The 12,646-nt window shown below is 61.1% G+C and carries 13 protein-coding genes and 3 pseudogenes; 2 read left to right on the top strand and 14 right to left on the bottom strand.

The window, feature by feature from the left end; genetic code table 11:
* Positions 1–112: 112 nt before the first annotated feature.
* Positions 113–424, bottom strand: coding sequence for a DUF736 domain-containing protein (locus tag BN1800_RS32875; RefSeq protein ID WP_087003875.1), 312 nt, complete (start codon positions 422–424; stop codon positions 113–115).
* Positions 425–881: 457 nt separating this feature from the next.
* On the opposite strand from BN1800_RS32875, the gene BN1800_RS41710 reads away from it, so the two are divergent.
* Entirely contained in the window at positions 882–1,058 is a 177-nt protein-coding gene (locus BN1800_RS41710; RefSeq protein WP_179213957.1) for a hypothetical protein, read from the top strand.
* Positions 1,059–1,063: 5 nt separating this feature from the next.
* Here BN1800_RS41710 and BN1800_RS32870 read toward each other — a convergent pair.
* The 6 genes and pseudogenes from BN1800_RS32870 to blh form a co-directional block, all read right to left on the bottom strand.
* A pseudogene (locus BN1800_RS32870) lies at positions 1,064–1,279 on the bottom strand (zincin-like metallopeptidase domain-containing protein); the annotation flags it as partial.
* Positions 1,280–1,395: 116 nt separating this feature from the next.
* Positions 1,396–2,193 carry a sulfite exporter TauE/SafE family protein gene (locus BN1800_RS32865; protein WP_087003872.1) on the bottom strand — a complete coding sequence of 266 codons (798 nt, stop codon included), beginning with the start codon at positions 2,191–2,193 and terminating at the stop codon, positions 1,396–1,398.
* Complete coding sequence (locus BN1800_RS32860) at positions 2,172–2,603, bottom strand: YeeE/YedE family protein (protein WP_087003869.1); 432 nt, start codon at positions 2,601–2,603, stop codon at positions 2,172–2,174. Before BN1800_RS32860 ends, BN1800_RS32865 begins: the two co-directional genes overlap by 22 nt.
* A 52-nt stretch (positions 2,604–2,655) precedes the next feature.
* Positions 2,656–2,790: pseudogene (locus tag BN1800_RS32855) on the bottom strand (YeeE/YedE family protein); the annotation flags it as partial.
* Positions 2,787–3,125, bottom strand: coding sequence for a sulfite-sensing transcriptional repressor BigR (bigR, locus tag BN1800_RS32850; protein ID WP_087003896.1), 339 nt, complete (start codon positions 3,123–3,125; stop codon positions 2,787–2,789). The gene bigR and the pseudogene BN1800_RS32855, both read right to left, overlap by 4 nt.
* A gap of 5 nt (positions 3,126–3,130) precedes the next feature.
* Positions 3,131–4,426 (bottom strand): annotated as a pseudogene (gene blh / locus BN1800_RS32845) (bifunctional sulfur transferase/dioxygenase Blh).
* A 469-nt stretch (positions 4,427–4,895) separates the two neighbouring features.
* On the opposite strand from blh, the gene BN1800_RS40790 reads away from it, so the two are divergent.
* On the top strand, positions 4,896–5,045 hold the full coding sequence (locus tag BN1800_RS40790; RefSeq protein WP_280173985.1) for a hypothetical protein: 150 nt from the start codon (positions 4,896–4,898) through the stop codon (positions 5,043–5,045).
* A gap of 32 nt (positions 5,046–5,077) precedes the next feature.
* Here BN1800_RS40790 and BN1800_RS32835 read toward each other — a convergent pair whose 3' ends face one another.
* The 7 genes from BN1800_RS32835 to BN1800_RS32805 form a co-directional block, all read right to left on the bottom strand.
* The gene (locus BN1800_RS32835) at positions 5,078–7,552 is read right to left on the bottom strand and encodes a glycoside hydrolase family 3 C-terminal domain-containing protein (RefSeq protein WP_087003866.1); all 2,475 of its coding nucleotides are present in this window, start codon (positions 7,550–7,552) and stop codon (positions 5,078–5,080) included.
* A gap of 531 nt (positions 7,553–8,083) precedes the next feature.
* Complete coding sequence (locus BN1800_RS32825) at positions 8,084–8,650, bottom strand: recombinase family protein (protein ID WP_087003863.1); 567 nt, start codon at positions 8,648–8,650, stop codon at positions 8,084–8,086.
* 94 nt (positions 8,651–8,744) lie between these two features.
* Positions 8,745–8,891 (bottom strand): hypothetical protein, encoded by a 147-nt coding sequence (locus BN1800_RS41705; RefSeq protein ID WP_165928319.1) that lies wholly within the window; start codon positions 8,889–8,891, stop codon positions 8,745–8,747.
* 101 nt (positions 8,892–8,992) lie between these two features.
* Complete coding sequence (locus tag BN1800_RS32820) at positions 8,993–9,412, bottom strand: EF-hand domain-containing protein (protein ID WP_087003860.1); 420 nt, start codon at positions 9,410–9,412, stop codon at positions 8,993–8,995.
* 95 nt (positions 9,413–9,507) lie between these two features.
* On the bottom strand, positions 9,508–11,712 hold the full coding sequence (locus tag BN1800_RS32815; protein ID WP_179213956.1) for a copper-transporting P-type ATPase: 2,205 nt from the start codon (positions 11,710–11,712) through the stop codon (positions 9,508–9,510).
* Positions 11,705–12,382, bottom strand: a complete 678-nt coding sequence (locus tag BN1800_RS32810; RefSeq protein ID WP_087003858.1) for a methyltransferase family protein — start codon at positions 12,380–12,382, stop codon at positions 11,705–11,707. The genes BN1800_RS32815 and BN1800_RS32810 overlap by 8 nt, the downstream gene beginning before the upstream one ends.
* Entirely contained in the window at positions 12,375–12,635 is a 261-nt protein-coding gene (locus BN1800_RS32805; RefSeq protein WP_087003854.1) for a DUF2933 domain-containing protein, read from the bottom strand. The genes BN1800_RS32810 and BN1800_RS32805 overlap by 8 nt, the downstream gene beginning before the upstream one ends.
* Between the last annotated feature and the right edge of the window lie 11 nt (positions 12,636–12,646).

The following is a 12,646-nucleotide window of genomic DNA, read 5'->3' as shown; positions in this document are numbered from 1 at the left end:
GGATATGGCACATCGAGATCCATTTTTCCATCCATTTTCATCCAATATGAACTAATGGACGGCGGAAGTCACAACGAGGAGGCCCCGCCCGGCGGGCGGAGCCTCGAGGAGCTCAGTCGCGGTTGGGGCGCGACCAGATCAACTGCAGCCCGTCCTCGCCACCGACTTCGGCGAGGGTGGCGTAGATCGGAGCGGGGAAGCTCGGATCGTCCAGCTTGACCGAGAGGTAGTCGCGGTCGCTCTCGCTGGAGCGTTTCTGCCAGGCCGCACCCAACTCGACATTGCCGGCGTAGATGCGGAAGTGCGGCCCCTTGTCTGAGGGGTTGTCGACGCGGGCGATGCGGGCCTTGACGTTGAGTGCGAGGGTGCGGATCGAGCCGGAGAAGCCGTTTTCGGTGGAAGTGAAGGTGCCGATGGTAGCCATGTCCAGGTTCCTTTCGCTTGTTTCGGGCCGCGCCCTTCGCGGCCTCGATGGCTGTCGCAAGGATCGGGGACGATCGGACCGCACCCCGAAGGGGACGAAACGAAGTGGAGGGCGGCCGGGAGCGGCTTTCTTGTTTCGCGAGGAATGCGAACGCAGTGCGCAGGGGAATAAAGTTGCGGACGGCCGTTGCGGGAGAACGATCGAGGCGTAGCAGGTCTCCGATCAGACATGCCTCATCGAGCCCGCGGAGGACGTGGCCGATGACAGCAATGGGAGGGAACTTGGACGTGCCGGCCTCGTCAGCGCGTGCCATGTCGGAACATCGCAGCCGCGAACCCGCTGCTCTGTCTCGGTGTCACAGCGCTGACATTGGATGCGACAAACTCGGCCGCCCGGGCAGTTGCCTCCTGTTATCAACGCGATAATGTCGGACCGTGATTCGTCGCCTGGAGGATCTATGCGTCAGCAGACAAAGCCGTTTATCGTCGAAATCAAGCAATCCCGAAAGCTGAAAGCCACCGACCGGAAACCATCGATCTGGGGGAAGCTGGACCTCACGTCCGATCAGAACACCTTGGGGGAGAGAGAGCCGAAAGGGCTGTCTGCCGTTGCGGATGGCAACGACCGACCTTAGCATTTCTACGCGGCCGCTCTCTCGTCGGCCTGAATGGGTTGGAGACCGCGCAGGAAGCCGACAGCCCGCTGGGCATGCGCCGCCGCCTGAAAGATAGCCCGTTTGTCGTTGGAAAGAACCTGCAGCCACGAGCTGAGGTAAGACGCATGGTCCGGCCGTGGCTCCAGCTCCGGCGCGATCCCGAGATCGGCGCAAAGGAAGCAGCTGCCGAGCTCGGCAACATATCCTGACAGTCAAGAGAGCGAGGTCGCCTTTCGGCCCGAAGCGGTCATTACGCCTCTCAAAAAGTGGCAGCCGGCTAACAGCGCTGTGGACCTGATGCTCTTCATCGCGGCGCTCACACAAGGAACGCTGAACCGCTTTTGTAAAGGATGCAGGCGGCGACAGCATAGATGAGTATCGAGAAAATCCTATTGAGCACGTTCTTGTAGGCCGCAAGCCTTGTCGCAAGCAACATACCCAAAACGCCTCCGGCCACGCCGCCGCTGATGAACTGGGCCGCCAATGTCCAGTCGACCAATCCCGACATCGCGTAGTTGATTGAAGTCGCCAGTCCGAATGCACCAACAGCCAGCAGCGACGAGCCGACGGCGCTGATCATCGGCATGCCCGTAGCGGCCATCAGGCCCGGCACGATCAGGAACCCTCCGCCGATGCCGAAGAATCCGGACGCTACGCCAGACGCCAGCGCAACGGCAGTGGTGGTCAGGCACATTCTCGTATCAACAGGCCGCGGAGCGGCATGCACGGCCTTCTGTCCACGCAGCATGATAGTCGCGATCACAATCATCACGATGCCGAAGAAGAAGAGGAGAGCGGAGCCATCCATGGCTTTGCCGAGTGACGACCCAGCAAGCGCTCCGATCGATCCGATTGCGGCGAAGACCAAGGCGCAGCGCCACCAAATCTTGCCTTTCGTGGCGTGTGAGGCGAGGTTGGCGAACGCGTTCATCGAGACGGCAAGCGCTCCTGTTCCGATCGCGACATGCGGCTGGGCGACCCCCACGACGTAGAGCAGAAGCGGAGTGGCAAGGATTGAGCCTCCGCCACCGAGCAGTCCCAACATGAAACCCACCAAGCCGCCTGACACGACAGCCGCTATGATGCTCGTGTTCAATTGACTTGCCCAGCCCATCTGTCGTGAGCGACCATCCCGAGCACCATCGCAAAAACAAAGACAATGACCTCCACCTTCCCCAAAGCGAGCGCCGAAATCGCCGGGCCGGGACAAAATCCGGCAATGCCCCAGCCGATGCCGAACAGGGCCGAACCGACCACGAGACGACGATCGATCGTCTGCGTTCCGGGAAGGTGGAACTCCCTGTCGAATACTGGCTTCGAAAGACGGCGGGATACGGCTACGCCAAGGAAGGCGACGACAACAGCGCCACCCAGAACGAATGCCAGGCTCGGGTCCCACGCGCCGAACACATCGAGAAAACCTTGCACGCGCACGGGGTCGAGCATGCCGGAGAGCGACAGACCCAGTCCGAATATAAGACCGGAAACCAAAGCCGTCGCGATCTTGGGAACGCTGTTCCTCATGACATAAACCCTCTGATGAAACTGACGGTCACGACGCCAGCGGTCAGGAAGGTGACATATGCGAGCCCTGCGCCAGTCTTCCGACGATGCCGCTGATTCCAGCGATCCGGCCGTTGAGGAGCAGGAGCATCGACGCCGAAAGGCCGATGAGCATGCCGCCTGCCAATGATGGGAAAAATTCGATCATTCGATGTCTCCGTCGGCGCAGAAGATGTCGTAGAGCGCGCCAACGAGACGCTCCGCCTTCCGTGCCGTCAATTTGTAGTAAATCTGTTTGCCTTCCCGGCGCGTTTCGACGACCTCCGCCTCCCGTAAAACGGTCAGTTGCTGCGAGAGATTGGGTTGGTGGATGTCGAGTTTCTCTTCGAGTTCGCTGACCGAATACTCGGCCTTGATAAGGGTGCAGACGATCATCAGCCGCATCGGATGGGCGAGCGTCTTGAGAAGCTCCGAGACTTCGGATGCTTTGTCCTGCAGGTCGGTGAGGTCCGCCACGCGCTGGCCTGACTTGTCGGGATTCATGTCCGTCACCAGGCAGCGCCCTCCAAGGCGTCCAGTGGAATCTTGAGGTAGCGTTTTCCGTTATCCTCCGGTTCGGGCAACCGACCGCCGCGGATATTGACCTGCAACGAATGCAGGATGAGCTTCGGCATCGGCAGCGTCCTGTCACGCTCCGTCCTGATCTTGACGAAGCCGGCGACATCGCGGCCGACAATGTGCTGGTTTTGCCGCTTCTGTTCGCCGACCGTGCTTTCCCATTTTGGCTGGCGTCCGTCCGGTTGGTAGTCGTGCCCCGTGAACAGGCGCGTCTCGTCCGGGAGCGTCAGGATTGCTTGGATCGAATTCCAGAGGTCGGATGCGTTGCCGCCCGGGAAGTCGGCGCGCGCTGTGCCGCTGTCTGGTTGGAAGATTGTATCGTGCACGAAGGCCGCATCTCCGATAACATAGGTCACCGATGCCAATGTGTGGCCCGGCGAGAACATCACGCGTCCTCTGATCGATCCGACCGTGAATTCCTCGCCATGGGCGAACAGCTTGTTCCACTGAGAACCGTCTGTGGCCAGTGAGGGCCAGTTGTAGATGCCCTTCCAGAGTTTCTGGACATCCACGACGCGTTCACCGATCGCGGTCGGTGCGCCTGTCTTCGATTTCAGGTATTGGGCGGCGGAGAAATGGTCCGCATGCGGATGGGTGTCGAGAATCCATTCGACCTAGAGGCCCTTCGTGGCGACATATTCAAGGATGGTGTCCGCATTCTTGGTTGCCGTCGCGCCGGACTTTTCATCGAAGTCCAGGACCGGATCGACAATCGCACACTTTGCCGTGGTCGGGTCCGACACCACATATTGGACGCTCCATGTGCGCGGATCAAAAAAGCCCTTGACCTCGGGCCGCACCAAATAGTGGCGCGAAAGCCATTTTTCCGCGGCCGAAAGGTCAAAGCCGTACTTCCGGCCATACGCCGCGACGTCACTCTGCCCGATGCGGCCGTCGAGGACTTCGCCAACGACATGAAGAAGCAGCGCTCGGGTGCCGGATTTGCAGTGGGCCATCACCTTTCCCCCCGCATCGACGAAAGCCTTCTGGAACGCGCGCACATCAGCTTCAGTGATCGACGGACCTGTGACGGGAATGAAGGTGTACTTCATCCCGGCGCGTCGGGCTGCGTCTCGTTCCCTGACGTTGCCAGGCTGATCGGCGTCTTCGAGGTCGGGACGGACGTTGATCAAAGTCTTGAAACCTTGGGAGCCAAACTGGCCGATCGCATCCATATCCGGCTGTGCGCCAACCCAAAGCTGCTCTGTTATCCGAGTGACGGACATGACTTACTCCTCATTCAATATACATAATAATATAATGTATATTGAATGGCTGTCAAGGTGTCCTTCGACTGTCGTGTGGCGGCTAGCGCGTGCAATAGGAACCGCAGATGCACGTCTCCTTTTGGCGCGAAGCCGCCGAAGGGTTCGTCTGCAGTCGCAACGAGCGCACGCTCCAGGTAAAGCTCGATTTCGCGGACGCTTTTGCCCTCAAGCAAGGCGATCTCGGCGATGGTCCTGCCTCTCGACACCACCGAAGGCAGGACTTTTCAAGTGGCGAAAGGATCGATGTCTCTATGTTACGTTATAACATATCACATAATAGGAATTATGGAACTAAGCTGCGGTTTCGGAAGTGTTGCTTTTCCCACCGAAACCGCACTCTTTGGAACATGACGGTCATTTGGGCAATGTTGCTTTTTCGATCCTAATGACCTTTTAGGCAACCTTCCGAAACCTTGTGAAAGGTCATTTGGCTGTAGCGTTCTCGCGCTACACTGAAGTGCAGCGCACACTGGCCCGCCAGATGTTCTCCACCATCCGTGAAAATATCAGCCCGGCGATTGCGGCAGCTGCATTCGTCTTCATCGCAGGAACGATCCTGATTATGAACGCAGTCTGAAGCACAACGGAATTCTCATCGGATCCGTGGCTTTAGGTTCGCAATGGCGCTGGCCGCTCAGGTTCAAGCCACGTTTCGGACAGGGCGATCCGGACTGTGCCGCGGATATCCAGCGCATGGGCCGCAACGACGAGCTCGTACTCGCCGGCTGGTGCGACAAACGCTTTCGCTTCGACATCGAAATAAGCGAGGTCGCGCAGGCGTATCCCGAGGCTGACCGTCCCCTTCTTGCCCGGCGCCAGACGCAGCTTGCCGAAGGCCCGCAGTTCCTTGTCTGGCCGGTCGATCTTTGAGCCGATCGGACGAACGTAGAGCTGCACGACGTCCGAGCCGGCTCGAGCCCCGGTATTCGTCACGTCCACCTCGACTGAAACGCCCGCTTCTCCGATCGTTGATGAGGAGAGCCGCGGCGCGCTCCACTCGAAGCTGGTGTAGCCAAGGCCATAGCCGAATGGAAAAAGCGGTGTGATCGCGCGCGTGTCGTGATGGCGATAGCCGACATAGATGCCTTCGCTATACACGACATGGCCGTCCTTGCCCGGATAGGTCAGCGGATCGTCGGTAAAGGACGAGTTGTCGGCAAGCGACTTCGGGAAGGTTTGCGGCAGGCGGCCGCCCGGCTCGACATCGCCGAACAGCACGTCGGCCACAGCATTGCCGAGTTCCTGGCCCGGATACCACATCTGCAGGACGGCTGCGACGTCGCCAAGCCACGGCATGGCAATCGGCCCGCCGGTCTGCAGGACAACGACCGTGTGCGGATTGACCGCAGCGATGCGGGCGATCATCTCGTCCTGGCGACCGGGTAAGGAAAGACCGGGCAGGTCGCGGCCTTCAGTATCCCACTCGCCTTCGCGGCCGGCAAACACCACTGCCACATCGCATTCGCGGGCGCGGCTTACCGCTTCCTCGACAGCGTCATCACCCAGAGGCACTTCGACACCGAAGCGGATGGCGCTGAAGGCGATCCCTTCGAAGGTTTCGTCGAGTGTACGGAAATCGATCGACACCGCGTAAACGTGGCCGGCCTCAAGCGTCATTTCGTTGCGTACCTCGACATTGCCGAGACCGAAGAAATTGTCGCCTTTCTGCCAGCCATCCTGGCAATTCACCAACAGATGACCATCGACAAAGAGCTTGCCGAGGCCGGCGGTGGTCATGCCGAAGACATGCTCGCCGCTTGTCTCGGGCTTGAAGCTCCCGGTGACCCGGGCAGAGAAGCTCTTGCGGTCGACCACATCCGGCAGATCGAACCAAAAGAACTCACCCGCCGTGCCATCCTGACGCCAGACAACAGGGCCGCTGCAATCGGTGCTGGCGAAGAATTCTACAGCGAGCGGACCGGAGAACAGCCGGGTCAAACGATTGTTCTGTACGCCCCTGGCATGAAACACGCTGTTGGCGCCGGAAAGCGTCTTGCGGATGCCTTCGAGCGGGCTGACCTTGTAGTGGGCGTTGATCTGAGCACTGCCGCCACCCATGACGCGGGCTTCATCGGCATTCGGCCCGAGAACGGCGATCCTGTCCAGCGATGACTTGTCGAGCGGCAGGATGCCATTATTCTTCAAGAGCACGGCGCCCTCAGCGCCGAGCTTGCGGATGAGCGCCCTATGATGCGGATGGTCCTCGGCCTTCTCATCAGTCATCAGCGGATCGGCGAATGCGCCGACGCGCTCCAGAAGCAAGAGCATGCGACGGGCCGATGACCGCACGGTCTTGGGGTTCACCTTGCCGTCTTTTACCGCCTGGACGAGCTTTTCCCCGCGATCGCGCGCCGGACCCGGCATTTCTAGGTCAAGCCCTGCATTGACGGTCTCACCAGTCGAATGAGAGCCAAACCAGTCCGACATGACGATGCCCTCGAAACCCCACTCCTCGCGCAGCACTTCGGTCAAAAGCCAGGAATGCTCGCTGGTATAGGTGCCGTTCAGGCGGTTATAGGAGCACATCACCGCCATGACGCCAGCTTTCTTCACCGCCGCTTCGAAGGGCGGCAGATAGATTTCGCGCAACGCCCGCTCGTCGACATCGGACGACATGGTCTGGCGTTCGATTTCGGATTCATTCGCTGCGAAATGCTTGACGGTTGCCGCGACCCCGCCACCCTGGACGCCCTCTATATAGGCGACAGCCAGTTCGGACGTCAGATGCGGATCTTCGGAATAGCATTCGAAATTGCGGCCATTCAGGCCGGAGCGATGGATATTGACTGTCGGTGCCAACAGGACGCGGGCGCTCTTGGAGCGCGCCTCCTCGGCCAAAGCGGTGCCCATGTCCCGCACCAGCTCCGGATTCCAGCTCGCGCCGAGCGCAATCGCGGCCGGGAAACAGGCCGATTTCACGCCACCGACAAGCGATCCGCCGCCGCGCGCTCCGTTCGGCCCGTCGGTTACCTTGATCTTTGGAATGCCGAGCCACTCGATCGGAACCGTCGTCCAGAAGTCCGCGCCCGACAACAGGGATACCTGCTCTTCAAGGGTCATCTTGTCCAGAAGTGCGTCGATCATCGGTTCCCTCCCTTATGACGATGTTTCGAATGGTTTCACCTGACGCCGGGAACCAGCGCGCTCAGCAAGACATGCACAAAATCGCAAAAAGCGGCTACGGTCTATACCAAAGGCACGCGCTGTTCGATGGAAAACCCTGAGCCGAGTGCAACCAAATCGTGACGGAAAGACAGATCGCAGCGAGGCTGGTAAAATCCGGCCTCTAAGCCATGGCGGATCTTCACCGCAGGTCATTAGGGTTTCATCGGCCCCCGAAAGGGGGGGCGGTTTCCGTATTTGCTCCCAAAGTGCGTAAGTTTATCGATCTGGCAACGATGAACCAATGAGTGCTAATTCCGACGTGAAGCCGGCCGCCATATGTGGCGAACGACCTTCCCTCGAGACATGACGAGATCGTATCCGTGAGCATCAAATTCCGAGCGCAGCATCTCAACATCGTAGACGCCTTTTCGCCACAGCTCCCGGAGGGCATCCCCAACGAAAACGTGCTCTACGATCCTCTCGCAAAGGGTGGAGTAAAGGTAGTTAGATTCAACCTGCATTGGCGCCCTTACGAGCCCAAACTCGTTTGACCTGGCTTTCGCTACAACCGGCGAGCTTCGCTGTCCGGGCAATACTATTTCCTCCCAATTTGCCGGTCGATTTCGCCAGATCAATGCCTTGCCGTTGGCGTTCACGCCGATCCTCGAAATCGTCCCGAGCCATTTGCAGCGCCAGCTTCAGCAGCATGTCCTGGATTGCCTCGAGCACGATCTTGGCAACGCCATCCGCGCCGGCAGCGAGATCACTGAGATCCACCACGCCGGGCACGGCCAAGCGTGCACCTTTGCTCCAGATCGCCGCGACCAGCTTCTCGGCCTCAGGTAATGGCAGCCGACTAATGCGGTCGATCTTTTCGGCGATGACGATTTCGCCTGGCTGAAGATCCGCGATCAGGCGCAGCAGCTCCGGCCGATCGGCGCGAGCGCCTGAGGCCTTCTCGCGGTAGACGCCGGCGACATAGTAACCGGCCTGCTTCGCGTCGCCGATGATCGTCTCTTGGCGATCCAGGTCTTGTCCTTGAGTACTTACGCGCAGATACACTCGGGCGATGTGCATTGCCTCTCCTGATGGTCAAATAGGGTATACCCCCATGCGCCATGGCTCGGATTGAGCTGCGCCGGATGGCCCAATAGGCTGGCAAATAGCTAGCTCATCTTGCGAGGAACAGCACCGCCTCTGACTTCAGGCTGACCGACCGGCCGCCGCCGAACGAAGCGGTATGGACGGCAGGTCCGGGCGCGGCCGCAAGGGGCGCGGATTGCCCATACAGGATCAGGAACAGAAGGACTCGCAACATCGCCCCCTTCCATGGTCAATGCAAACCGATCTTATCGTATCCTTGGTAACACCGCGACCATGGATCACGCCCCCGAAGGGAGCACCTCGCCCGGCGGTTCGCTACTCGCGCATGAACGCCTGCATCTCCTCAGGCGTGACCTTGCCGTTCTTGTCGGCATCGACACTGTTGAAAATGCGTTTATGGATCGTCGTCACTTCCTCGAAGGAAAGCGCACCGTCGCCGTCGGAGTCCGCGACAGCAAACATGATCTTCATCATATGCCCGCGCATGTCCATCATCGGCATGCTCATCATGCCCCGCCCCATCATCCCGCCGGGCATCATGCCGGGACCGCCGGGCATTGCCCCTTGGCCCTGACCCGTTGTTCCCTCGTCCGCCTCGGACGCCTGCGCCGATGTCGCAGGATGATGCGGGTCGGCTTCGTTCGTTTGTGAGAGCGCGACACCAGCTCCGCCGACAGCGATCAGCGTGGCCAGCATGGCCAGCATGGCCGCATGTGGCAATCTTGTTGTCGTCATGTCCATTCTCCTTTTGCGTGGTCTTCTTCCACCTGCGTCCTCTATCCTGCGCAGGACAGGCATTCACAGATCATCCTCCAGCAGGCGCCGGCGGCCTAGTCCAAGGACGACCGGCGCAGCCGCAGCGAGTTGCCGATGACACTGACAGAGGACAACGCCATAGCGGCGGCCGCGATGATCGGTGAGAGCAGCAGCCCCAGGGCCGGATAGAGCGCGCCGGCTGCTATGGGCACGCCGGCTGCGTTGTATATGAAGGCGAAGAACAGGTTCTGGCGGATGTTGCTCATCGTGGCATGGCTGAGCTTGCGCGCCCTGGCGATGCCCTGCAGGTCGCCCTTGAGCAGCGTCACGCCGGCACTTTCGATCGCGACGTCGGTTCCCGTACCCATGGCGATGCCGACGTCGGCGGCGGCAAGCGCCGGGGCGTCGTTGACCCCGTCGCCGGCCATTGCGACGACGCGTCCTTCGCTTCGAAGCCTGGCGACCACCTTTCCCTTGTCTTCCGGCAGGATCTCCGCCTCCACCTCGTCGATGCCGAGCCGGCGCGCCACCGCTTGCGCCGTCGTCCTGTTGTCGCCGGTCAGCATAACGACGCGGATGTTCTCCTCCTTGAGTGAGCGCAGCGCCTCGGGCGTCGTCGCCTTGATCGGATCGGCGATGGCGACAAGACCGCCGACCTTGCCGTCGATGGCGACATAAATCACTGTCGCGCCCTCGCCGCGCAGCGCGTCGGCGTCGGCCATGAGAGCCGCAAGATCGACGCCTGCGTCCGCCATGATCCGGTGGCTGCCGATGACCAGCTTCCTGCCATCGACCGTACCGGTAACCCCTTTGCCGACGGGGCTGTCGAACTCGCGGGCCTCGCTCAGGGCAAGGCCCCTCTCCTGCGCCGCGGTGACAATGGCCGCGGCAAGGGGATGTTCGCTGGCACGCTCGAGCGTTGCGGCCAGCCTCAGGAGTTCCGCTTCGTCTATTCCTCCGACGGCCTTCAATGCGGTCACCTTCGGCCTGCCTTCCGTCAACGTGCCGGTCTTGTCGACGACCAGCGTGTCGATCTTTTCGAAGCGCTCCAGCGCTTCGGCGTTCTTGATGAGGACGCCCATTCGCGCACCGCGGCCGACGCCCACCATGATCGACATCGGCGTCGCCAGTCCGAGAGCACATGGGCAGGCGATGATCAGCACGGCGACGGCAGCGACGAGGCCATGGGCGAAGCGCGGTTCCGGTCCCCAGACGCCCCAGGCGACAAAGGCGGCGACGGCAATCAGGATCACCGCCGGAACGAACCATCCCGATACCTGGTCGGCGAGCCGCTGGATCGGAGCGCGCGAACGCTGGGCCTCGGCGACCATCCGGACGATCTGCGACAGCATGGTGTCGCGTCCGACCTTTCCAGCACGCATGACGAAACCGCCGCTCTGGTTCATGGTGCCGCCGATGACCTTCGCGCCGACGTCCTTGGCGACCGGCATGGATTCCCCGGTGATCATGGATTCGTCCACGGAGCTGCGCCCCTCGACGAGCTCGCCGTCGACAGGCACCTTTTCGCCCGGACGGACGCGCAGGCGGTCACCGACCGCAACGGCGTACAGCCCGACGTCCTCGTCGGAGCCGTCGTCCTTGATGCGGCGTGCCATCTTCGGTGCGAGGTCGAGCAGCGCCCGGATGGCGCCGCCGGTCTGCTCACGCGCCCGCAGTTCCAGAACCTGGCCCAGCAGCACGAGTACGGTGATGACCGCCGCTGCCTCGAAATAGATCGCGACCGAACCGTCGACAGCGCGGAACGTGGCCGGGAAGATGCCAGGCACGGCCGTAGCGACGACGCTGTAGATCCAGGCCACGCCCGTGCCCATCGCGATCAGCGTGAACATGTTGAGGCTGCGGTTGACGAGCGAGGCCCACGCGCGCTTGAAGAACGGCCATCCGGCCCATAGAACCGCGGGCGTGGCCAGCACGAGTTGGATCCAGTTGGAAAGCTGCGCTCCGAGCAACATGTGCAGGTTGGTGAGATGGCCGCCCATCTCGAGCGCGAGAACGGGCAGCGACAAGGCCAGTCCGATCCAGAACCGCCGCGTCATATCGACAAGTTCGGCACTTGGTCCGGTCTCCCTCGTGGTGACCTCCGGCTCGAGCGTCATGCCGCATATCGGACAGGTGCCGGGGCCGATCTGCCGGATCTGCGGATGCATCGGGCAAATATAGATCGCACCTTCTGGGGCCCCCGGCTTGGAAACCGCTTCTTCCTCGTGATGGTGATGGCCGCCATGGGCATGGCCCTGCTGGACGTTGTGGTCAGTCATGGACGGCTCCTCCTCGATGGCTGCCGGCGGCATCCGTTCCGCGGCCGAGGCTTGGGATGAAGCGGGGAACGGTCCTGGCATAGGCGTCCCATTTGGCTCCAAACTCGGCCCGCGAGGCCCCCTCCTCGCGGTCCGCAAGGCGAATATAGACCCATACCAGCACCGGAAACATGACGAGCGTTACCACGGTCGGCCATTGCAGTAGGAATCCGATCATGATGACGACGAAGGCGTCGTATTGCGGATGGCGGACGCGGGCATATGGTCCGGTTGTCGCCAGACGGTGGTCACACTGCGCGGCGTAGAGCACGTGCCAGCTTGAGGCGAGCAGCCAGAAGCCCGCGATGATCAGGGTGTTGCTGAGAAGGTGGAACGGCCCGAAATGCGGGTTGACGCGCCAGCCGAACATCATCTCGAGCAGATGGCCAGCGTCGTGCGACCAGAAATCGATACCTGGAAACTGGCGACCGAGCCAACCCGACAAAAGATAGATGGTCAGCGGAAAGCCGTACATCTCCGTGAAAAGCGCGACGACGAAGGCGGAGAACGCTCCGAGCGTTCGCCAGTCCCGCTTTGTGTCAAGCCTCATGAAGCTTGCGGCGAAGACAATGAACACCACGGAATTGATAATCACCAGGCTCCAGAGCCCGTAGGCCGGGGTGTCAGACATCGTCCGTCTCCTTATGTTGCGTCATGCGCGCATCGCGACCCGAATGATCGTGGTGGCCGGAATGGCCGCCGTGTCCGTGATGCATGAACATGTGCATGAGCGGACAGGCCAGGATGAGAAGCCACGGCAGGATGCCGAGGACGTGCACGCGGTGCTCGTAGGCGACGAGCCCTGCCGCGATGACGGCGAAGGCGATAAAGACGGTTCGGCTGTACGTGCTCCATGCCGACGGAGAGGGATGGTTCTGATCCATGAGGATGCCTC

Source organism: Rhizobium sullae, from assembly GCF_900169785.1.
In the GTDB taxonomy this organism is placed as follows: Bacteria; Pseudomonadota; Alphaproteobacteria; order Rhizobiales; family Rhizobiaceae; genus Rhizobium; species Rhizobium sullae.
Note: the sequence above shows the minus strand (reverse complement) of the source record. Positions and strands in the feature narration are given on the sequence as shown.